This is a genomic window from Pseudomonas sp. B26(2017), assembly GCF_002113045.1.
Classification (GTDB): domain Bacteria; phylum Pseudomonadota; class Gammaproteobacteria; order Pseudomonadales; family Pseudomonadaceae; genus Aquipseudomonas.
This window is the reverse complement of sequence record NZ_NEJJ01000018.1, coordinates 93,946-115,562: the sequence shown is the minus strand read 5'-3', so window position 1 is coordinate 115,562 and position 21,617 is coordinate 93,946. Positions and strand designations below refer to the sequence as shown.

General features: G+C 60.7%; 23 protein-coding genes. 12 read left to right on the top strand and 11 right to left on the bottom strand.

What is annotated here, in order from left to right:
- The first annotated feature begins 87 nt into the window (after positions 1 to 87).
- On the top strand, positions 88 to 1,713 hold the full coding sequence (locus CAF79_RS24125) for a methyl-accepting chemotaxis protein (protein ID WP_085700636.1): 1,626 nt from the start codon (positions 88 to 90) through the stop codon (positions 1,711 to 1,713).
- A gap of 84 nt (positions 1,714 to 1,797) precedes the next feature.
- Positions 1,798 to 2,706, top strand: a complete 909-nt coding sequence (locus CAF79_RS24120; protein WP_085700635.1) for a DMT family transporter — start codon at positions 1,798 to 1,800, stop codon at positions 2,704 to 2,706.
- Between the two features lie 57 nt (positions 2,707 to 2,763).
- On the opposite strand, the gene CAF79_RS24115 is transcribed toward CAF79_RS24120, so the two are convergent.
- Entirely contained in the window at positions 2,764 to 3,627 is an 864-nt protein-coding gene (locus CAF79_RS24115) for a DMT family transporter (RefSeq protein WP_085700634.1), read from the bottom strand.
- Between the two features lie 550 nt (positions 3,628 to 4,177).
- Here CAF79_RS24115 and CAF79_RS24110 point away from each other — a divergent pair.
- Positions 4,178 to 4,624: a hypothetical protein gene (locus CAF79_RS24110; protein WP_371917938.1), complete on the top strand. Its 447-nt coding sequence runs from the start codon at positions 4,178 to 4,180 to the stop codon at positions 4,622 to 4,624.
- Complete coding sequence (locus CAF79_RS24105) at positions 4,621 to 4,821, top strand: hypothetical protein (protein ID WP_085700632.1); 201 nt, start codon at positions 4,621 to 4,623, stop codon at positions 4,819 to 4,821. Before CAF79_RS24110 ends, CAF79_RS24105 begins: the two co-directional genes overlap by 4 nt.
- A 57-nt stretch (positions 4,822 to 4,878) precedes the next feature.
- Here CAF79_RS24105 and CAF79_RS24100 read toward each other — a convergent pair whose 3' ends face one another.
- Positions 4,879 to 5,817: an aspartyl/asparaginyl beta-hydroxylase domain-containing protein gene (locus CAF79_RS24100; protein ID WP_085700631.1), complete on the bottom strand. Its 939-nt coding sequence runs from the start codon at positions 5,815 to 5,817 to the stop codon at positions 4,879 to 4,881.
- A gap of 187 nt (positions 5,818 to 6,004) precedes the next feature.
- A complete protein-coding gene (gene cysK, locus CAF79_RS24095; protein ID WP_085700630.1) occupies positions 6,005 to 6,979 on the bottom strand; it encodes a cysteine synthase A in 975 nt (324 codons plus the stop codon).
- Positions 6,980 to 7,107: 128 nt separating this feature from the next.
- Here cysK and CAF79_RS24090 point away from each other — a divergent pair, with 128 nt between their 5' ends.
- The 3 genes from CAF79_RS24090 to CAF79_RS24080 all read left to right on the top strand — a co-directional run bounded on the left by CAF79_RS24090 (position 7,108) and on the right by CAF79_RS24080 (position 10,397).
- Complete coding sequence (locus CAF79_RS24090; RefSeq protein ID WP_085700629.1) at positions 7,108 to 8,184, top strand: DUF748 domain-containing protein; 1,077 nt, start codon at positions 7,108 to 7,110, stop codon at positions 8,182 to 8,184.
- 176 nt (positions 8,185 to 8,360) lie between these two features.
- Entirely contained in the window at positions 8,361 to 9,206 is an 846-nt protein-coding gene (locus tag CAF79_RS24085; RefSeq protein WP_007911294.1) for a MoxR family ATPase, read from the top strand.
- A gap of 12 nt (positions 9,207 to 9,218) precedes the next feature.
- Complete coding sequence (locus tag CAF79_RS24080) at positions 9,219 to 10,397, top strand: VWA domain-containing protein (RefSeq protein WP_007956512.1); 1,179 nt, start codon at positions 9,219 to 9,221, stop codon at positions 10,395 to 10,397.
- 129 nt (positions 10,398 to 10,526) lie between these two features.
- Here the strand turns inward: CAF79_RS24080 and CAF79_RS24075 are convergent, their stop codons facing one another.
- From CAF79_RS24075 to CAF79_RS24060, 4 genes are all read right to left on the bottom strand, one after another.
- Complete coding sequence (locus tag CAF79_RS24075) at positions 10,527 to 11,450, bottom strand: biotin-dependent carboxyltransferase family protein (RefSeq protein ID WP_085700628.1); 924 nt, start codon at positions 11,448 to 11,450, stop codon at positions 10,527 to 10,529.
- Positions 11,447 to 12,151, bottom strand: coding sequence for a 5-oxoprolinase subunit PxpB (gene pxpB, locus CAF79_RS24070; protein WP_085700627.1), 705 nt, complete (start codon positions 12,149 to 12,151; stop codon positions 11,447 to 11,449). Before pxpB ends, CAF79_RS24075 begins: the two co-directional genes overlap by 4 nt.
- The gene (locus tag CAF79_RS24065; RefSeq protein WP_085605606.1) at positions 12,148 to 12,900 is read right to left on the bottom strand and encodes a 5-oxoprolinase subunit PxpA; all 753 of its coding nucleotides are present in this window, start codon (positions 12,898 to 12,900) and stop codon (positions 12,148 to 12,150) included. Before CAF79_RS24065 ends, pxpB begins: the two co-directional genes overlap by 4 nt.
- A gap of 66 nt (positions 12,901 to 12,966) precedes the next feature.
- The gene (locus tag CAF79_RS24060) at positions 12,967 to 14,253 is read right to left on the bottom strand and encodes an MFS transporter (protein ID WP_085700626.1); all 1,287 of its coding nucleotides are present in this window, start codon (positions 14,251 to 14,253) and stop codon (positions 12,967 to 12,969) included.
- Between the two features lie 146 nt (positions 14,254 to 14,399).
- Here CAF79_RS24060 and CAF79_RS24055 point away from each other — a divergent pair, with 146 nt between their 5' ends.
- Positions 14,400 to 15,311: a LysR family transcriptional regulator gene (locus CAF79_RS24055; RefSeq protein ID WP_085700625.1), complete on the top strand. Its 912-nt coding sequence runs from the start codon at positions 14,400 to 14,402 to the stop codon at positions 15,309 to 15,311.
- A 54-nt stretch (positions 15,312 to 15,365) separates the two neighbouring features.
- Here the strand turns inward: CAF79_RS24055 and CAF79_RS24050 are convergent, their stop codons facing one another.
- Genes CAF79_RS24050 through CAF79_RS24040 form a run of 3 tightly spaced genes read right to left on the bottom strand, consistent with a single transcriptional unit; the run spans position 15,366 to position 17,214 of the window.
- Positions 15,366 to 15,908, bottom strand: a complete 543-nt coding sequence (locus CAF79_RS24050) for a DUF2937 family protein (protein ID WP_007956487.1) — start codon at positions 15,906 to 15,908, stop codon at positions 15,366 to 15,368.
- 12 nt (positions 15,909 to 15,920) lie between these two features.
- Entirely contained in the window at positions 15,921 to 16,697 is a 777-nt protein-coding gene (locus CAF79_RS24045) for a class II glutamine amidotransferase (protein WP_085700624.1), read from the bottom strand.
- Positions 16,698 to 16,713: 16 nt separating this feature from the next.
- Positions 16,714 to 17,214: an MFS transporter gene (locus CAF79_RS24040; protein ID WP_085700623.1), complete on the bottom strand. Its 501-nt coding sequence runs from the start codon at positions 17,212 to 17,214 to the stop codon at positions 16,714 to 16,716.
- 99 nt (positions 17,215 to 17,313) lie between these two features.
- Here CAF79_RS24040 and CAF79_RS24035 point away from each other — a divergent pair, with 99 nt between their 5' ends.
- Positions 17,314 to 19,368, top strand: coding sequence for a S9 family peptidase (locus tag CAF79_RS24035; protein ID WP_085700622.1), 2,055 nt, complete (start codon positions 17,314 to 17,316; stop codon positions 19,366 to 19,368).
- A gap of 139 nt (positions 19,369 to 19,507) precedes the next feature.
- Positions 19,508 to 19,981 carry a cyclic nucleotide-binding domain-containing protein gene (locus CAF79_RS24030; RefSeq protein ID WP_007956482.1) on the top strand — a complete coding sequence of 158 codons (474 nt, stop codon included), beginning with the start codon at positions 19,508 to 19,510 and terminating at the stop codon, positions 19,979 to 19,981.
- Here the strand turns inward: CAF79_RS24030 and CAF79_RS24025 are convergent.
- Positions 19,978 to 20,262: a hypothetical protein gene (locus CAF79_RS24025; protein WP_085700621.1), complete on the bottom strand. Its 285-nt coding sequence runs from the start codon at positions 20,260 to 20,262 to the stop codon at positions 19,978 to 19,980. The two genes, CAF79_RS24030 and CAF79_RS24025, sit on opposite strands and share 4 nt — an antisense overlap.
- 79 nt (positions 20,263 to 20,341) lie before the next feature.
- Between CAF79_RS24025 and CAF79_RS24020 the strand changes: the two genes are divergently transcribed.
- The gene (locus tag CAF79_RS24020) at positions 20,342 to 21,028 is read left to right on the top strand and encodes a hypothetical protein (RefSeq protein ID WP_085700620.1); all 687 of its coding nucleotides are present in this window, start codon (positions 20,342 to 20,344) and stop codon (positions 21,026 to 21,028) included.
- A gap of 48 nt (positions 21,029 to 21,076) precedes the next feature.
- Positions 21,077 to 21,448 (top strand): YajD family HNH nuclease, encoded by a 372-nt coding sequence (locus tag CAF79_RS24015; RefSeq protein ID WP_007944009.1) that lies wholly within the window; start codon positions 21,077 to 21,079, stop codon positions 21,446 to 21,448.
- Positions 21,449 to 21,617 lie beyond the last annotated feature (169 nt).

Genomic DNA, 21,617 nt, shown 5'->3' with positions numbered 1-21,617 from the left:
TTTGATATACACCCCGCCATTACCCGCCTCACAACAAGATCCTCGGTTCACGAGGACATCCTCTCTCTCATCCTAAGGAGCACATTGATGTCTATCCGGAATCTGCGTATCGGTTTGCGCGCCAGTTTGTGTTTTGCCGTTCTGGCCAGTCTGCTGGTGGTGGTCGGCCTGTTCGGCCTGGGCCAGATGAAAACCCTGCGCGAGAGCGCGGCGGTGATCGAGGAGTCGTGGATGCCCAGCATCGAAAGCATCCATGACACAGCGGCGAACATCGCCAGCATCCGTCTCGAATCCCTGCGCCTGATCACCAGCACCCAGGCGGCCGTTCGCGAACGCAGCAAGGGCCTGCTTACCGTGCAACGCCAGGAACTGCTCAAGCGCCTCGACGACCACAAAGCCCTGATCACCAGCGATCAGGAACAGACGATGCTGGAAGGTCTGAGCGCCGATACGGCCAAGTACTTGAGCATCCTCGACCAGATCATCAAACAGATCGACGCCGGACAGAACGAACAGGCCTACACGCGCCTGAACAATGAACTGGCGCCGCAGGGCACGGTGCTCGACAAAACCCTGGAGCAGATGATCACCCTCAATCAGCAGGGCGCGGATGCCGCGGCCAAGTCCGCAGCGGCGATGTATCAGCAGGCGCTGTGGATTGTCGCCACGATCATCGTCATCGCCCTGATTGCCACGTTACTGCTGGCCTGGCTGCTGACACGCAGCATCACCGCGCCGATCAATCAGGCGCTGAACGTGGCACGGCGAATTGCTTCGGGAGACCTCAGCGGTCGCATCGACAGCGACGGCCGGGACGAAGCGGCGCAGTTGCTCACGGCGCTGGCCGAAATGCAGGGCAATCTGCGCTCGACCATTCGCGGCATCAGCGAGTCGGCCCAACAACTGGCCTCCGCCGCCGAGGAAATGAGTTCAGTGATGGAACAGAGCACCCGCGGCCTGCAACAGCAGAACGACCAGATCGAGCAGGCCGCCACGGCGGTCACTGAAATGAGCACGGCGGTCGATGAAGTGGCCGCCAATGCGGTGTCCAGCGCCGAGGCGTCCGAAGCCTCGAACGAGGACAGCAAGCACGGGCATGTGCAGGTCAGTGAGACCATCAGTTCGATTCAGGAACTGGTCAGCGCCGTGCTCGGCGCCTCCGAACAGGCCGAGGGCCTTGCGACTCAGGCCCAGGACATCAGTAAGGTTCTGGAGGTGATTCGCGGCATCGCCGGGCAGACCAATCTGTTGGCCCTGAACGCCGCCATTGAAGCGGCGCGGGCCGGTGAGGCCGGACGCGGGTTTGCAGTGGTCGCCGACGAGGTTCGCTCGCTGGCCCAGCGCACGCAGAACTCCACCGAAGAAATCGAGCTGATGATCAGCAGCATCCAGCAAGGCACCGGAGCCACCGTCGATGCATTGCAAAACAGCGCCGAGCAGGCCAGCCAAACCCTGCGCCGGGCCAACAGCGCCGGCCATGCACTGGAGAAAATCACCGCGTCGATCTCGCAGATCAACCAGCGCAATCTGGTCATCGCCAGCGCCGCCGAGCAACAGGCGCTGGTGGCCCGGGAAGTCGACGAAAATCTGGTGACCATCCGCGATCTGTCGACCCAGACCGCTGCCGGCGCCACCCAGACGTCTGCTGCCAGTCAGGAACTGTCGCGGCTGGCCGTCGACCTCAACGGCCTCGTGACGCGTTTCGTGATCTGATCAGAACATTAAATGCCTGATTAACGGTTGCCATCGCCGGGGCCCTCGGCAACACTCTCGTCCCGATCAAGGAAGGAGTGGCCCGTGAGCCCTGTCGATATTTTCCGCATGTTGTCGCTGGCTGCCATCTGGGGCGCAAGCTTCCTGTTCATGCGCATCATCGCTCCCGCGATCGGTACGGTTCCGACCGGATTCTTCCGCGTTTCGATTGCCGCCGTCGGCCTGCTGGTGATCCTCGGTCTGATGCGCATCAGCTGGGATTTCAAAGGCAAACTCAAGACCGTGATGCTGCTGGGTGTTATCAACTCGGGCCTCCCGGCAACCATGTACTCCGTCGCCGCTCAGGTTCTGCCCGCCGGGTATTCGGCGATCTTCAACGCCACCACGCCATTGATGGGGGTGTTGATCGGCGGATTGTTCTTCAGTGAAAAACTCACGCTGGCCAAACTCGCCGGCGTGTTCCTCGGTCTGCTCGGGGTGGGCGTGCTGACCCGCGCCGGCCCGGTCGCGTTCGATCTGCACCTGCTGATGGGCGCGGTGGCCTGCCTGCTCGCAACCACCTGCTATGGCTTCGCCGGGTTCCTTGCCCGACGCTGGCTGGATCAGGCCGGCGGGCTCGACAGTCGTCTGTCGGCGCTGGGCAGCATGCTCGGTGCGACCCTGTTTCTGTTGCCGCTGTTCGGTTACAGCGTCATCACTGCGCCGCCGGTGAGCTGGGGTGGCTGGAATGTCTGGCTGTCGCTGCTGGGCCTGGGTCTGGGCTGCACGGCGTTTGCCTACATCATTTACTTCCGCCTGCTGAGTTCCGTCGGGCCGGTGAAGTCGATGACCGTGACCTTCATGATTCCGCCGTTCGGCGTGTTGTGGGGGGCGCTGTTTCTCGATGAACCGCTGTCGATGGCCCACGTGTATGGCGGGGTGTTGATCGCGGTTGCGCTGTGGCTGGTGTTGAAACCCGCGGCGGTGAAGTCGGCAGAAATCGCCACCCGCTGACTGGCAGATGCACAAAGGCCCGGAAGTTTCCTCCCGGGCCTTTTTCATGCGCGGCGGTTAAGCCGATTTACGGAACACGAACACCAGACCGACGATGATCAACAGCATCCCCAGTACGCTTAACGCGGCCAGGCGATTACCGAAAATCAGGTAATCCATCACCGCCGTCACGGCCGGCACCAGATAGAACAGACTGGTGACATTCACCAGATTGCCCCGGGCGATCAGCCGGTACAGCAGCAACGTCGCCAGCACGGACACCACCAGTCCCATCCACAACACCGGCACGATGAAACCGACGCTGTGCTCGAAGTGAAATGGCTGGAACGGCACGAATATCCCGCACAGCAGCAGACCGGCCAGGTACTGCACCGGCAGCGTGCCGAGGGGATTGTCGGTGATGCGTTTCTGCATGATCGAGCCGAAGGTCATGCTTGCCAGCGCGAGCAGACCGAACAGCATCCCCGCCAGCGACATGCCGGCCAGGCCGATGCCTTGATAAACCACCATGATCAGACCGGCCAATCCCAGTGCCAGGCCGAACATCCGGCTCACCGAGCGCTGCCGCTCCATGATCACCACCGTAAGGATCGGCTGCACGCCCATGATGGTCGCCATCACGCCGGGGGTAACCTTCAGGTCCAGCGCCAGCAAATAGAAGATCTGATAGGCACCCAGCAGCACCACGCCGGTGGCCATCGCGTACAGCATCGGCTTGCCGCCCTTGGGCAACTTCAACTTGAGCAACGGCACCAGCAGCACCAGTCCGCACAGCGCAATCACAAAACGCATCAGCAGAAAGGCAAACGGTGAAGCGTGGGCCAGGCCCCACTTGGAGAAGATCGCCCCGCTGCTCCACAGCAGAACGAACAGGCTCGTGGACGCGGCCGCGAGCGCGGATTTTTTCGAAAGGACAAACATGAATACCACCTGTAGTCAGGCAAATAGCCAACTCAGCCGAAGCTGAAATTCAGTAGGTTTTTTCAGGCGGGCACAGGGGTCAGCAGAAAACGCCGATCAGCCCGAAACACCAACGCCCGGCGGTGATACGACTGCGCACACCGGCGTGCTACTGACAGGTGGAGGGTAATGACTGATCTGCACAGGCTGCTGATTCCCGCACGGCACGACGCAAGCGTTGACCGCTGAATCGACTACCGCGTTGATGGGGGATGCAGGCATCTGGGCTGATCTTTTTTGGAGGGTTGGACAGTGAGTCGTGCGACTCACGAGCGCCGACTATAACCAGCCCGCGACATGGATTGCAACGTTTTGGGCAAAGGGCCTCCAGCGACGGGTGGACGAGAGCTGAATAGTCTGTCGAGCAACGGCTACACCCACTGATGGGGAGACATGGAATGCTCGAAATCATATGCCAAGGGAACGCAATCATCTGCGGTATCAGTTGTATAAATCGCAAGCCAGGAAGCTTGCCCGTCTTGCCACGACTCAACTCCAGACTGACCAGGAGATGGCTGGCCCCACAACACTTGACCTTTCGAAAATACGTTTCGAACCCATCGACTCGTTGGCGCTGAGTGCTTTCGAGTGTTGGGAGAGCCCGCATTTTTCATGGGAAGAAGTCATTGGATGGAAATCGCGCGAACCTCTCGCTCTCGACATCGCGATCTGGTTTGAATCCGAACTGTGCGGACTTTGCTTTGCCAACCCGAATAAAAGTCGGCAACGCATTCGAATCGTACGACTGGAGGGGCGGCCCACAGAAACTCATCCATTGAAGAACCGTGTTGCACCGTTATCCGTTCTGGTTATAGAGCAATACGCCCGCATCATTGGAGGCAGCTTGATCGAGGTTCAAGAACCATTCCAGGGAGCAATACCAATTTACGAACAACTCGACTTTGGTTTGGATAACGAGGGCCGTCTTGTCAAAACAGTAGGGAGCCTAGTATTGTGAAAAACGCTCAAATATTGATCAACCAAGGTGGGAACATGCGCAAAGAAATAAAAAAGTCCCCCAGAAAGAAAAAAGCGCATGCAATGAGGGAGGATTCTAATCTGACGGGGCTGACAGCCAGTCAAAGGCGGCTCTTACAGATCATTGCAACCGGCACCGCCATCGATGAACCAAGCTTGCTGGCGGGCCGTCCCTGATTCAGAAAAAATAAAAAACCGCTCACAAGGAGCGGTTTCATGTTTTCAAATCCAGCCTCAACCAAACAGCCAATACCCCAGCAACGTCAGCACCACCACCGCCAGCACCGGCCGCATCACGCGGTAGGCCTTTGGATTGCGGCGTTTCCACTGTTTGACCTTACCGCTGAACTTGTCGCTGAAGTTCTTGCTCCACGCGTAAGCCTGATTGATCCCGCCGACGCGCTCGTCGTCGAGGTTCTGCGGTGCCGTGGCACGGCCCAGCCAGGCGCTGATGAAGCGGTTGATGCGGGTCATGAGACGATTGCTCAGCGGACGTTCGATGTCGCAGAACAGGATCACCCGGGTCTGTTCGGTTTCGTTCTTGACCCAGTGCACGTAGGTTTCGTCGAACATCACGTCTTCACCGTCGCGCCAGGCGTAGACCTGACCGTCGACAAAAATCCGGCAATCGTCGGAGTTCGGCGTCGACAGGCCCAGGTGATAACGCAGGGAACCGGCGAACGGATCGCGGTGCGGGTTCAAATGACTGCCCCCCGGCAACAACGCAAACATCGCGCCTTTGACGTTGGGGATGGCACTGACCAGCGCCACGGTTTTCGGGCACAGGGTTTCGGCCGACGGCAGCGGTTTGTCGTACCACTTGAGGTAGAAACGCTTCCAGCCCTTCTTGAAGAACGAACCAAAACCGGCATCGTTGTTCTTCTCGGCGGCGCGAATATAGCCCTCGTCGAACAAGTGCATGGCCTCGTCGCGAATGGTCTCCCAGTTATCGCGCAACACGTCCAGTTCCGGAAACTTGCTGCGATCCAGATACGGTTTGGATGGCACGCCCGAGAACAGGTACATCAAGGCGTTGTAAGGTGCGAACAGCGCCGAATGGTTGACGAACTGACGCAGCACCGGCAAACGCGCCTTGCCGCGCAAATGCACGTAGAGGATGCTGCCCACAAACAGCAGCAACACCGACACCTTGGCGGCTAACGAAAAGGTCATCAACAACTCCTTGAAATAAGACAACGCCACGCCATGTCATTTGCCCGAGATGGCGGCCGGCCATGATAAACACTACCGGCTCCGGGAAAAACCCGCCCGACCCAAGATTCAGTGTTAAGAATTGCGCAACAAAGCATTTCTTAACATAACAATCCTGAACCCTGGCTGACCTGAATCAACGCGCCACTTACTGCTGGTTTTCCTGATCGGTGAACAGATCACTGAACAACATGCTCGACAGATAGCGTTCACCGGAATCGGGCAGCACCACGACAATGGTCTTGCCCTGCATTTCCGGGGTTTCCGCCAGGCGCACCGCCACCGACATGGCCGCACCGCAGGAAATCCCGCACAGGATCCCCTCTTCCTGCATCAGGCGCAGGGCCATGGCCTTGGACTCCTCATCGGTCACCAGCTCGACCCGGTCAACCATCGACAGATCAAGGTTCTTCGGCACAAAGCCGGCACCGATGCCCTGAATCTTGTGTGGGCTCGGCTTGATTTCTTCGCCTGCCAGCGCCTGGGTGATCACCGGAGAAGACGCCGGTTCCACTGCCACCGACAGAATCGGTTTGCCCGCCGTATTCTTGATATACCGCGACACACCAGTAATGGTTCCGCCGGTACCGACGCCCGCCACCAGCACATCAACGGCGCCATCGGTGTCGTTCCAGATTTCCGGGCCGGTGGTTTTTTCGTGGATGGCCGGGTTGGCCGGGTTGTCGAACTGGGCCGGCATGAAATATTTGCCCGCATCGCTGGCAACGATCTCCGCGGCCTTTTCGATGGCACCCTTCATGCCCTTGGCGGGCTCGGTCAACACCAGCTCGGCGCCCAGCGCCTTGAGCACCTTGCGTCGCTCGATACTCATCGAGGCCGGCATGGTCAGCAGCAATTTGTAACCACGAGCGGCAGCCACGAAAGCCAGACCGATGCCGGTATTGCCGGAGGTCGGCTCGACGATGGTCATGCCCGGCTTGAGTTTGCCGCTGCTTTCGGCGTCCCAGATCATGTTGGCGCCGATCCGGCACTTGACCGAGTAGCCCGGGTTGCGACCTTCGATCTTGGCCAGAATGGTCACGCCACGGGGCGCGATGCGGTTGATCTGCACCAGCGGCGTGTTGCCGATGGAATGGGCGTTGTCAGCAAAAATACGGCTCATGGCTGGGTCCTTGTGCAGCGTTGAATTCAGCGCTCCAAGGTAAGCCTGTTGCCCTTCTCAGTCCAGTCGGGCCGAACGTCTGCGGCAAGCGGCAGTCAATCGCTTTACACCGTTCGGAATTTGCTGCCATGAAGCGTCGCTACCGTTGGCCATTGTGGATTTTCGCCACTCTCGTTGTATTACTGGTCGCCCTGCACATCGCCCTGCCCTACCTCGTGCGTGATTACTTGAATGACAAACTGGCCAACATGGGCGACTACCGCGGCCAGATCACCGACGTCGACCTGGCGCTCTGGCGCGGCGCGTACAAGATCAATGGCCTGAAAATCGTCAAGGCCGACGGCAAGGTACCGGTGCCATTCGTCGATGCGCCGGTTATCGACCTGTCTGTCAGTTGGCACTCGCTTTGGTATGACCATGCTGTCGTGGCGCAGGTGAAATTCTTCAAACCTCAGGTGAACTTCGTTGATGGCGGCGCCAACAAGCAGAGCTCCCAGACCGGTCAAGGCACCGACTGGCGCGAGCAGCTGAGCAAATTGCTGCCGATCACCCTCGACGAGGTGCAGATCAACGATGGTCGTATCAGCTTTCGCAACTTCAACTCCAAACCACCGGTAAACATGAATGCGACCAATGTCGACGCCAGCATTTACAACCTGACCAACGTGGTCGACAAGGAAGGCAAGCGTGACGCTAGCTTCGAAGGCAAAGCCCTGCTGTTGGGCCATGCGCCGCTGGAAACCAGCGCCACCTTCGACCCGTTGAGCAACTTCGAAGACTTCGAATTTCGCCTGCGGGCCCGGGACATCGAACTCAAGCGCATGAACGACTTCGCCTCGGCCTACGGCAAATTCGACTTCAACGCCGGCCACGGCGACGTGGTCATCGAAGCCGCCGCCACCAACGGCCAACTCAAGGGCTACATCAAACCGCTGCTGCGCGACGTCGACGTATTCAACTGGCAGCAGGATGTCGAGAACAAGAACAAGGGGATCTTCCGCTCGATCTGGGAGGCGCTGGTCGGTGGCTCCGAAACCGTGCTGAAAAACCAGGGCAAGAACCAGTTCGCCACCCGGGTCGAACTCAGCGGCAGCGTGCACCAGCAAAATATCAGCGCATTCGAAGCGTTTTTGCAGATTTTGCGCAATGGATTCATCCAGGCGTTCAATGCGCGGTATGAACGGCCGAAGCCGGATGCGGGTTAGCGCACTTGTTCAACCGGCCCTCGGCCGAAACCGAGTCAACATGTGACGCCCCATTCAGAGACTGAATAAGCCGTCTGCGTTCACAGTCGACCGGGCCGCGCGTTATAGTCGGGCATCCGATTATTTCGCCCCCGCCCTGCCCGTTCAGGTCGGCGTTACCGTTCGAGGATTAGCAGATGAAGTTCGAAGGCACCCAGGCCTACGTCGCCACCGATGACCTGAAGCTGGCGGTCAACGCCGCCATCACCCTGGAGCGGCCGCTGCTGGTCAAGGGCGAACCGGGCACCGGCAAGACCATGCTCGCCGAGCAACTGGCCGAATCGTTCGGCGCCAAGCTGATCACCTGGCACATCAAGTCCACCACCAAGGCCCATCAGGGTCTGTACGAGTACGATGCGGTCAGCCGTCTGCGCGACTCGCAGCTGGGCAATGAAAAAGTCCACGACGTGCGCAACTACCTGAAGAAGGGCAAGCTCTGGGAAGCGTTCGAGTCCGAAGAACGCGTCATTCTGCTGATCGACGAAATCGACAAGGCCGACATCGAGTTCCCCAACGACCTGCTGCAAGAACTCGACAAGATGGAGTTCTACGTTTACGAGATCGACGAGACCATCAAAGCCAAGAAGCGTCCGATCATCATCATTACCTCCAACAACGAGAAAGAGCTGCCGGACGCGTTCCTGCGCCGCTGCTTCTTCCACTACATCGCCTTCCCCGACCGCACCACCCTGCAGAAAATCGTCGATGTTCACTACCCGGACATCAAGAAGGATCTGGTCAGCGAAGCGCTGGACGTGTTCTTCGACGTGCGCAAGGTGCCGGGCCTGAAGAAGAAGCCATCGACCTCCGAGCTGGTGGACTGGCTGAAACTGCTGATGGCCGACAACATCGGCGAAGCCGTGCTGCGCGAGCGCGATCCGACCAAAGCCATCCCGCCGCTGGCCGGTGCGCTGGTAAAGAACGAACAGGACGTGCAACTGCTTGAGCGCCTGGCGTTCATGAGCCGTCGCGGCACCCGCTAAGAGGCTGACGCCATGTTGCTCAACCTGTTCAATGAAATGCGTGCAGCCAAGGTGCCGGTGTCGGTGCGCGAGTTGCTCGACCTGATCAACGCGCTGAAACAGCGCGTGACTTTCGCTGACATGGACGAGTTCTACTACTTGTCCCGGGCGATCCTGGTGAAGGACGAACGGCATTTCGACAAGTTCGACCGCGCGTTCGGTGCCTACTTCAATGGCCTGGAAAAGCTCGACGATCACTTGCAGGCGCTGATCCCCGAAGACTGGCTGCGCAAGGAGTTCGAGCGCTCGCTGACCGACGAGGAACGCGCGCAGATCCAGTCCCTCGGCGGTCTGGACAAGCTGATCGAAGAGTTCAAGAAACGCCTGGAAGAACAGAAGGAGCGCCACGCCGGCGGCAACAAATGGATCGGCACCGGCGGCACCAGTCCGTTCGGCTCCGGCGGTTTCAACCCGGAAGGCATCCGGGTCGGCGATGCCGGCAAGCGCCAGGGCAAAGCGGTGAAAGTCTGGGATCAACGCGAGTACAAAAACCTCGACGACTCTGTGGAGCTGGGTACCCGCAACATCAAGGTCGCCCTGCGCCGCCTGCGCAAATTCGCTCGTCAGGGCGCAGCGGAAGAGCTGGATATCGACGGCACCATCGACCACACCGCCAAGGACGCCGGCCTGCTGAACATCCAGATGCGCCCGGAACGGCGCAACACGGTGAAGCTGTTGCTGCTGTTCGACATCGGCGGTTCGATGGACGCCCACGTGAAGATCTGCGAGGAACTGTTCTCGGCCTGCAAGACCGAGTTCAAGCACCTGGAGTATTTCTACTTCCACAACTTCATTTATGAATCGGTGTGGAAGAACAACATGCGCCGCACCTCCGAGCGCACGTCGACCCAGGATCTGCTGCACAAGTACGGTGCCGACTACAAAGTGATCTTCATCGGTGACGCCGCGATGGCACCCTATGAAATCACCCAGGCCGGCGGCAGCGTCGAGCACTGGAACGAAGAGCCGGGTTACGTGTGGATGCAGCGCTTCATGGAGAAGTACAAGAAGCTCATCTGGATCAATCCTTATCCGAAAGATACGTGGGGCTACACATCGTCGACCAATATCGTTCGGGACTTGATCGAGGATCAGATGTATCCGCTGACGTTGCGCGGTCTGGAAGAAGGGATGCGGTTTTTGTCCAAATAATCGGCTGCCTGCACTGACGCTATCGCGGGCAAGCCCGCTCCCACAGGTATCGGTGGTGTACATGAATTTCGTGTACATCTCGAACACTGTGGGAGCGGGCTTGCTTCGGGCGGCGTTCCGACGATGCTTTCAGCGGTCGATAAATCGCTTCAGATACTCGACGTGTTCCCGGTGTGCCACTTCCTGCACCACCGGGCGCAATCTGACCATCGCTCCCGGCAGACACTGTGCCAGACGCGCCAGTGCCAACGGCGTCAACGCGCCCAGTCGCGGATAACCGCCAATGGTCTGCCGGTCATTGAGCAACACGATCGGCTGCCCATCCGGCGGCACCTGCACCGCGCCCAGCGGAATGCCCTCGGAAATCATCGGCTTGCCCTGATACTGCAACGCCGTCCCCAACAGGCGGATGCCCATGCGATCGGCACGACTGTCCAGCGTCCAGGCCCTGTTGAATGCATCGAACAGGCTCTGCCCGCTGAACTGACCGATCTGCGCGCCGAGTACCAGATCGAGCGGCGCGTCGAGGCGCAGGTCCGGTAGATGCTGTGCCGGAACCTCACGCATCAATAGGGTTTCGCCCTGATAACTCAGCGAGGAGCCCTTGGCCAATGGCAAGCCGAAACCATCGAGACCACCCAGTTCCTCACGGACCACAGTGGCACTGCTGCCCAGCATTTTCGGCGCATTGAAACCGCCGGGCGCCGCCAGATAGGCCCGCGCGCCCAGCAACGGCTGGGTGAACTTCAAGGTCTGCCCTTTGCGCAGTTTGAAACTGCGCCACGGCGCCAACGCCTCACCGTCGATCTGCGCGCCAAGATCGGCACCCGCCAATGCCAGCAGGCAATCTTCTTCAGCCACCACCGTAAAACCGCCGAGGGTGATTTCGATCACCGGCAAATCCAGCCCGTTGCCCAGCAGCCAGTTGGCCCAGGCCATCGACCGCCAGTCCGCCGCGCCGCCCTGGGTCACGCCCAGATGGCGCACGCCAAACCGCCCGGCGTCCTGTAACAGGCACAGCGGCGTACTCGCCTCAATTGTCAGTCGGCTCATGCCAAGGCCTCCAGAGGCGTGTCGTCACCGCCAAGACGGATGAATTCGGCGTGGCTCACTGCTTCGAAACGCACGGTATCGCCGGGCTGCATCAGGCTGTAGCCATCGCGCTCGCGGTCGAACAGTTTTGCCGGTGTGCGACCGATCAGGTTCCAGCCACCGGGGGACACCACCGGATACGCCGCTGTCTGCCGTTCGGCAATGCCGACGCTGCCGGCGGCGACTTTCTTGCGTGGGGTGTTCAGACGCGGTGCCGCGAGGACTTCTTCCACCAGCCCCATAAAGGCAAACCCCGGTGCAAAACCGAGCGCGAACACCTGATATTCCCGAGCACTGTGACGGCGAATCACTTCTTCCACCGACAAACCGCTGCGTTGCGACAGCAAGCTCAGTTCCGGGCCGACACTCAGGTCGTACCAGACCGGCAGCATATGACACTGGCCGCCGGTGCGCGCATTCGGCGACAGGTCGATCAGCGCTTCGGCAATCAACTCCCGAGCCTGATTCGGATTCAATCCGGTCAGGTCGTAATGCACCATCAACGTGGTGTACGAGGGCACCAGATCGATCAGATTTTCGCCGAACACTGTGCGTAAGCGCTCACTGGCGGCGAGCATCCACGGCATGTTGGTTTCGGCGATTTCATCGAACAGGCGCAGCATCAGGCAATCCAGCGCCACCACCTCCACCCGCGGATTCATGGCGCGCTCTGCTCGTTCAGGGCCTGACGAATGCGTTGCACGGCGGCCACTGAACTGGCGTTGTCACCGTGGACGCACAACGTGTTGGCTTGCAGGTGCAGCGCGCTGCCGTCGCTGGCGGTGAGGTTGTCGCCACGGGCGATGGTCAGCGCTTGCCCGATGATGGTTTCGGAATCGTGGTGCACCGCACCCGGCAGCTGCCGCGAGACCAGTCGGCCGGCGCTGTCGTAGGCGCGGTCGGCGAAGGCTTCGAACCACAGGGTCACGCCGTATTCATCGCCGAGCTGTTGCGCGGCTGTGTTGTCGCGGGTGGCCATCAGCATCAGCGGCAAGCTGCGGTCGTAAGCCGCGACAGCCTGAATCACCGCTCGCAACTGCGCCGGGTTGGCCATCATGTCGTTGTACATCGCGCCGTGGGGTTTGACGTAACTGACTTTGCCACCCTGAGCGCGGCAAATGCCGTCCAGGGCCCCGATCTGGTAATGCAGGATGTCTTGCAGTTCCTGGGCGGTGTAGGCCATGGAACGTCGGCCGAACCCCACCAGATCCTGATAGGCCGGATGCGCGCCGATCTGCACGCCATGGCTCAGGGCCAGGCTGACGGTCTTGCGCATGATGCCCGGATCGCCGGCGTGGAAACCGCAGGCAATGTTGGCGCAATCGATGAAGGGCATGACCTCCGCGTCCAGACCCATGGTCCAGCTGCCGAAGCTCTCGCCGATGTCACAGTTCAATAGCAGGCGGCTCACGGTGAACACTCCTGTAGTTCTTTTCTTTTTTTGCCGTGGGACAGACAGTGCCCCGCAGGTTATCAGTTACTGCGCGTCCAGTTGTTTGCCACGGGTTTCCGGCAGGCTCAACGCCGCGAGAATCACCACGCCGTAGGACACTGCCGCGAAGGCACCGATGCCTACACTCAGCGGTACTTTCTGGCTGAGCAGCCCGATCAGCAGCGGAAACAACGCCGCCAGCGCCCGGCCGATGTTGTAGCAGAAGCCCTGCCCCGACCCGCGAATCCGGGTCGGAAACAGCTCGGTTAGAAACGCGCCCATGCCACTGAAAATCCCCGAAGCAAAGAAGCCCAGCGGGAAGCCCAGCCACAACATCACGCCGTTGCTGACCGGCAATTGGGTATAGAGCAGAACGATGGTGAACGAGCCGACCGCGAACAGGATGAAGTTCTTCTTGCGCCCCAACAGGTCGGTCAAATAGGCGCTGATCACATAGCCGGCGTAGGAACCGATGATCACCATCGCCAGATAACCGCCGGTGCCGAGTACGCTCAAGCCGCGTTCATTCTTCAGAAAAGTCGGCAGCCAGGAAGTGATTGCGTAGTAACCGCCGAGGGCGCCGGTGGTCAGCAGCGAGGCGCGGATCGTGGTGAAGAGAATGCCGGGGGCGAAGATCTCGTAGAACTTCGAAGGGCTTTCCGGGGTTTGTCTGGCCTTGGCTTCGCGGTAGATCTCCGGATCTTTCACCAGACGCCGGACGAAAATCACGAACACCGCCGGCACGATGCCGAGGATGAACAGTGCGCGCCAGGCGTCTTCCGGCGGCAACACCGAGAACAGCAGCGCATACAGAATCGCCGTCAGCCCCCAACCCAGCGCCCAGCCGGATTGCACCATACCGACCGCTTTACCACGATCCTTGGCGCGGATCACTTCACCGATCAGCACCGCGCCGGCGGTCCATTCGCCGCCGAAACCGAAGCCCATCAGGGTGCGGGCGATCAGCAGTTGTTCGTAGTTCTGGGCGAAACCGCAGAGGAAAGTGAAAAAGGCGAACCACAGCACCGTCAGTTGCAGGGTGCGCACGCGGCCGATGCGGTCGGAGAGAATCCCCGCCACCCAACCGCCGATGGCCGAGGCGATCAGCGTGCTGGTGTGAATCAACCCGGCCTCACCGGTGGTGATGCCCCACATCGCGATCAGGGTCGGCACCACGAAGCTGAGCATCTGGGTGTCCATGCCGTCCAGACCGTAGCCGATCTTGCAGCTCCAGAACGTCCGGCGCTCCTGCTGATTGATGTTGCGATACCAGTCGAACGGGCCGGGACGGGCCGTGGTCTTGGGGAGGTCGAGGGTGTCGGGCGCACTCATGGCATGTCTCCGCAGGCTTTTATTGGTCTTGTTCGAAGCTCCGACGACGCCTATCGTGGGAACCGGATGCGTCGATTCTTGGGTGCGTCACCCGGTCGCGTCCAACGAATAAAAACCCGCCCAAGACATAAGAAAAATTTGTTGCCATGAACCTGAAGTTTCTCGAAACCTTCGTCTGGGTCGCCCGGCTGAAAAGTTTTCGCCTGACCGCCGACAAGCTGTTCACCACTCAGGCCTCGATCTCGAGCCGGATCGCGGTGCTCGAAGGCGAGCTCGGGGTGAAGCTGTTTGTGCGTGATTCACGCGGCGTCAGCCTGACGCCCGAAGGTTTGAAAGTGCTCGACTATGCCGAGCAGATGCTCGACACGATGCAGGCGCTGAAGCAGGCGATCGAGACCCGATCGAGCAAGGTCGGCCGGGTGCGCATCGGCGTGATGGACACGGTGATCCACACCTGGCTCAGCCCGTTGGTGGCGCAGATGACCGATCTGTACCCACGGGTGGAAATCGAGCTGGTGGCGGATACCTCGCTGAACCTCTGCGATCAGCTGCAAAAAGGCTTTCTCGATCTGATCCTGCAAACCGATCTGGTGCGCCATGAAAGCGTGCGCAGCCTGGAACTGGCCAGCCACCCCATCGGCTGGATCGTGGCCAGTAACTCGATCTACAACCGCGACTACCAAAGCCTCGCCGACCTGGCGCAGGAGCGGATCATCACCTACTCGAAAAACTCCCGGCCACATCAGGACATTCTGGCGCTGATGCAGGCCCAGGGCGTGTTGGCGCCACGCTTGAACTGTGTGAATTCGGTGTCGGCGATCACCCGGCTGTTACGCGACGGGTTCGGCATTGGCGCATTGCCGCCGGTGCTGGTGGCCGAGGAACTGGCGCGGGGCGAACTGACCCTGCTCGACATCGAACAGCGCCCGCCGAATCTGCAGGTGGTGGTGTCGTGGCGGGTGGGCGTGGAATGGGTCGAGGAGATTGTGACGCTGTGTCAGCAGGTGCTGGAGGGGTACGCGCGCAAGGTCGGCACGGATTACATCGTTCTGAGTTGATCGTTCCCACGCGGACGGTTCGACGCCTCGACGCGGGAACGATCTTCATAAGGCTCAGAGCCCGCGCACATCCCGGTCTTCGATCGGCCGGCTCTGGCGCAGGCGCTTGCCGCCCAGCACCACCCAGTCGATCAGACGAAACAGGCATTCAAGGCCGAACGACAGCAGCAACGCGCCGCTCATGCCCCAGATCATCGCTTCCGGCGTCAGCAGGATCTGGTAGCTGTAGCCGTTCCAGGTTTCCTTGCGGATGTCCGGGTCGGCGGCCAGCACCACTTGCAGGAAGCGGATGTACCACGGGCCCTGCATCGCCTGGAATTGCTTGTCCAGCGCCAGCTGGCGATTGAGCAAAGTGCTCAGGCTGTCGGCATCGCTGCGAAACACCGGGTCTTCACTGGCGCGATAGTGAGCGACCAGCGCCTGGATATCACCCTTGAAAAATTGCTCGGCGGTGCCCTGGAAACCGCGCAGACCGGTCTGCGCCTCGATCAGATGCGCTTCGACCCGCTTGGCGTAATCGTTGATGAAGCCGGGCACCTGGACACCGATCAACAGGCCCGCCGCAAACAACACCAGCCGTAGATAACTGAGCAACATTCGGGGAAATCCTTATTCGGTCGTGCCCTGGCTGACGCATTCGCCGCGTCGCCACAGGCTCCATTGGCCCGGCTCATAGCGGGTCCAGGTTTCGTTTTCGGTCAAGGGTTCGGTGGCAATCACCGTGACCACGTCGTTGGGCGTGGTTTCGGCCTGGAAGTCGACAATCACATCGACGTCCTTGAGCCGCGCCGGGCCGAACGGTGCGCGACGGGTGATCTGTGCCAGTTTGGTCGAGCAATAGCAGAACAGCCAGTCGCCGTCGCTGAGCAGGCAGTTGAACACGCCTTTGCTGCGGTATTCGGCGCAGGCCGCGACCAGATCCGGCAGCAGCGCTTCGACATCGACCGGTTCCGGAAACGCTGCACGTACGCGGTTGAGCAAATCGCAGAACGCCGCTTCACTGTCGGTATCGCCGACCGGGCGGTAGAAACTCTTGATCGGGGAGAAATCGGCGAGCTGGCCGTTGTGCGCGAAGCACCAGTTGCGCCCCCACAGTTCGCGGACGAACGGGTGGGTGTTGGACAGGCAGACCTTGCCGACGTTGGCCTGGCGGATATGACCGATGACCACTTCGCTCTTGATCGGATAGCGCTGCACCAGATTGGCCACTTCCGATTCGCTGCTGGCCGCCGGGTCCTGGAACAGGCGCAAGCCGCGCCCTTCATAGAAACCGATACCCCAGCCATCGCGATGCGGACCGGTGCGACCACCGCGCTGCATCAGCCCGGTGAAGCTGAACACGATGTCGGTCGGCACGTTGGCACTCATGCCCAGTAATTCACACATGTGCGGACTCTCGTGATTACAGACGCGGCTCGACGCGCCGACGCTGCGGATTGCTCGGCAGCGGTGGGCGGCCATAACGATCATCGCCGGCGCCGCCGAACGGTTGATCGCCGTCACGCTCATCTTCGGCACGGGCGGCTGCGCGAGCGGCTTCGGCCTGCTCCTTGCGAGCGTTCGAAGCGCGCTCGATCGGGAAGCGGATCAGCACGAAAATCAGGTACAGGCCGAACGCGATCATGGCGTACATGAGCAGTTCGGAAATCGCGCGCCAGGCGTTGTTGCCGACCTTGAACGCCAGATCCAGCACGGTGATGGCGATCGCCGGGGCGAATTTTTCCTTCACCGGGTCAATGATGGTCGGGCTGAACAGCAACACCGCCATCAATACACGCAGCGGCTCGCGCAGCCAGCGCCACATCCAGCGGGTCATGCGCATCCACACCAGCAGGCAGCCCACGGCGGCAAAGGCGTAAAGGCCCCAGGCGATCAGATAGTCGTTCTCGGTCATGGTGTCCATGGCAAGGCAGGCAAAGAGGCGCTTATAGTAACGACTTTTCGCACGTCAGGCTTCCCCGCCGTCCGTGCGGCCCTTATTTGTCATGTCCGAGAGCTTTCCATGCCCGTATCCGCCAACGTCATCAGCGCCCCGATTGCCCACAAGGCTGCCGGTCACGACCCGTACGCCTGGCTGCAGGAACGCGACACCGACGCGGTGCTCGACTACCTCAAGGCTGAAAACGACTATCAACAGGCGCAGACCGCCGATCAGGCAGAGTTGCGCGAAACCCTGTTCGAGGAGATCAAGGGCCGGATCCTCGAAACCGACCTGTCCCTGCCGTCGCCATGGGGCCCGTATCTGTATTACACCCGCACCACTGCAGGTGACGAATACGCCCGTCACTACCGTTGCCCACGCCCGGCCGACGACAGCCTGACCCTCGACGAAAGCCGCGAACAGCTGCTGCTCGACCCGAACGCACTGGCCAACGGCGGCTTTTTCTCCCTCGGCGCGTTCAGCATCAGCCCGGATCACCAGCGCCTGGCCTACAGCGTCGATGCCTCGGGCGACGAGATTTACACGCTGTTCGTGAAGGAATTATCCAGCGAACGCGTCAGCGAACTGGAATTCCAGGACTGCGACGGCAGCATGACGTGGGCCAATGACAGCCTGACACTGTTTTTCGGTGTGCTCGACGATACCCATCGCCCGCACAAGCTGTTCCGCTATCGCCTCGACGGTACTGCCGCCGAAGAGGTGTTCCACGAACCGGACGGGCGTTTCTTCCTGCATTGCTACCGCGCCAGCTCCGAACAGCAATTGCTGCTGTCGCTTGGCAGCAAGACCACCAGCGAAGTCTGGGCGCTGGACGCCAATCAGCCGCACCAACCGTTCACTTGCCTGGCGCCACGGGTCGAGGATCACGAGTACGACGTCGACCACGGCAAACTCGATGGCGAATGGACCTGGTTCATCCGCACCAACCGCGACGGGATCAACTTCGCCCTGTATCAGGCGCCGGACACCGGCATCGCGCCGAGCGAAGCCGACTGGCAGAACCTGATCCCGCACAGCGATTCGGTAATGCTCGATGGCGTGACCCTCAACGCCGAAGCCCTGACCCTGAGCCTGCGCGAAGGTGGTCTGCCGATCATCGAAGTTCGCCCACACGGTCTGGCGCCTTATCGCGTGCAATTGCCGGACGCGGCCTACAGTCTCTACGTGCAAAACAGCCTGGAGTTCGAAAGCGACCGCATTCGCCTGCGCTATGAAGCGCTGAACCGTCCGGCTCAGGTTCGGCAACTGATTCTCGCCACTGGCGAACAGACCGTGCTCAAGGAAACCCCGGTGCTCGGTCCGTTCGACGCCGACGCCTACGTCAGCCAACGCCTGTGGGCCACTGCGCCGGACGGCACCCAGGTGCCGATCAGTGTGGTGATGAAACGGGAAATGGTCGGCAAAGCGGTGCCGCTGTACCTGTACGGGTACGGCGCCTACGGTTCGAGCCTCGATCCGTGGTTCTCCCACGCTCGCCTGAGCCTGTTGGATCGCGGCATGGCATTCGCCATCGCCCACGTGCGTGGCGGCGGCGAACTGGGCGAGTCCTGGTACCGCGCCGGCAAGCAGGAGCACAAGCACAACACCTTCAGCGACTTCATTGCCTGCGCCGAATTCCTGATCCTCAACGGCATCACCACCGCACCACAACTGGCGATCAGCGGCGGCAGTGCCGGAGGACTGCTGATCGGCGCGGTGCTCAACCAGCGTCCGGATCTGTTCGGCGTGGCGATTGCCGAAGTGCCGTTCGTCGATGTGCTCAACACCATGCTCGACCCGGATCTGCCGCTGACCGTCACTGAATACGACGAGTGGGGCAATCCCGAAGAGCCGGAGGTCTACGAGCGGATCAAGGCTTACGCGCCATACGAAAATGTCACCGCCCAGGCTTATCCCGCGACACTGGTGATCGCCGGTTACAACGACAGCCGCGTGCAGTACTGGGAAGCCACCAAGTGGGTCGCGAAGCTGCGCGCAACCAAGACCGATGACAATCTGCTGCTGCTCAAGACCGAACTGGGCGCCGGCCACGGCGGGATGAGCGGGCGTTATCAGGGATTACGTGACGTAGCGCTCGAATACGCATTTGTTTTCAAGGTTCTGGGCATTGCCTGAGGAACTCCGCCGGTCACTTGGGTCTTAATTCCAGACCCCGGCGGTCGATACACCACAGATCCCATTGTGGGAGCAAGCTCGCTCCCACAACGATCCGTGTAGTGCCTGCAACCTGTGAAAACAAAAAGATTGTGACGACATGTCAGAACCCACTCTACTGAACAACGAAATCCGCGACTGGCTGATGGACTGCGGCCTGTTCGATCAATTGCAACTGGCGGATTTCGCCGCCGCGTCGGGCTACTTCAGCATCAGCACCGTGGCTGAAGGTGAAGCGATCTTTCGCGAAGGCGATGCCGGCAGTTTCATGTGCATCATCCACACCGGCCAGGTGGCCGTGCAGAAAACCGGCGGCGACGGCCAGGTCGTGACCATGGCTACCCTGCGCAGCGGCCGGGCGTTCGGCGAAATGGCCGTGCTCGACGGTGAGCGCCGTTCGGCGACTTGCGTCGCGGCGAGCAACTGTCAGTTGCTCAATCTCGGCAAGGATTCGCTGGAAAAAATGCTCAACGACGCGCCGAAGATTGCCGCCAAGATCATCCGCGCCCTCGCCGTTTCCCTGTCCAAACGCCTGCGCATGGCCGACGGACAACTCGCCGCCCAGCAGATCTAGCCTCCCGGGGATTTGGGTTTGCTGTCGGTCTGTTCCAGGCCCGGCAATGGCTGATCCTTGGTCGGCGGGCTGGGCATTTCGATCGGCACCAGCGGCGGGCCGCCACTGCCGGGGCCGGCCTTGGGAATCGGCACCGGGCTGATCTGCGGATACGGGGTTGGCGTCGCAGTACCGGGCGAGCCCGGTTGCGGTGTCGGGCTGACGGGAATCGTCTGTTGCGCCTGTACGGCAGTTATCGAGAGCGCGGCCAGGGTAATGGCCGTTAGAATGGTGCGCTTCATCAAGGGCTCCGTTGGCCTGAAGTCTGCTTTCAGGCTACTCCCAACGCGCCGGCTTGCCTTCCCCCCTGTAGAGATTTCCATGAAACGTTTCGTTCTGCTCGACACCACGCCGATCCCTGACAATGGCGGCGCCCTGTGCCTGTTCGAGTATGGCGAGGACTTCGTCATCAAGATCCAGGGCGGCGACGGCGGCCAATTGATGAACACCCGCATGCACGGTTCCGAAGACGCGCTGGCCGAGATCCCGTGCCGCAAGGTCGCTGGTCGGCCGAACTCGCGGGTGCTGATCGGCGGCCTGGGCATGGGCTTCACCCTCGCCTGCGCACTCAAGCATCTGGGCAAGAGCGCCGAAGTGGTGGTCGCCGAGCTGGTGCCTGGCGTGGTCGAGTGGAACCGTGGCCCGCTCGGAGAAAAGTCCGGACGTCCGCTGCTCGATCCGCGCACGGTGATTCGTCAGGAAGACGTGGCCAAGGTGCTGCAAAGCGAGCCGAATGGCTTCGACGCGATCATGCTCGACGTCGACAACGGCCCCGAAGGCCTGACCCAGAAGGCCAACAGTTGGCTGTATTCCGCCGCCGGTCTTGCCGCTTGCGCCAAGGCGATGCGGCCCAAAGGCGTGCTCGCGGTGTGGTCGGCCAGCGCTGACCGGCAGTTTTCCGACAAATTGCGCAAGGCCGGTTTCAAGGCCGAGGAAGTGCAGGTCTTCGCCCACGGCAACAAAGGCACGCGCCACACGATCTGGATTGCCGAGAAGCTCAAGGGCTGAGCTAAACTTGCCTCATAACCGTCATTAGTCTTCTGCAAAGGTGAACCCATGAGTTCGTCCACCCCGACCAACACTTCGAAGCTGGATCGCATCCTCGCCGACAACCAGCGCGACAAGGAAATGGGCTACCGCGACAAGGCCCTGAAGATGTACCCGCACGTGTGCGGCCGCTGCGCCCGTGAGTTTTCCGGCAAGCGCCTGAGCGAATTGACCGTGCACCACCGCGACCACAACCACGACAACAATCCGCAGGACGGTTCCAACTGGGAGCTGCTGTGCCTGTACTGCCACGACAACGAACACTCGCGCTACACCGACCAGCAGTACTTCGGCGAAGGCTCGCTGAGCACGCCGAAAATCGCCAAGGCCACGCACAACCCGTTTGCTGCCCTGGCCGGTCTCATGAAAAAAGAAGACTGAGCCTGCCATGATCGTTCCCGCGCTCTGCGTGGGAATGCAGCCCGGGACGCTCCGCGTCCCAAAGCGGACGCAGAGCGTCCATTGAGGCATTCCCACGCAGAGCGTGGGAACGATCAGCACCGCAGATCCTGAATCTGCCCGCCCTCCCCCAATCCCCGTATAATCGCCC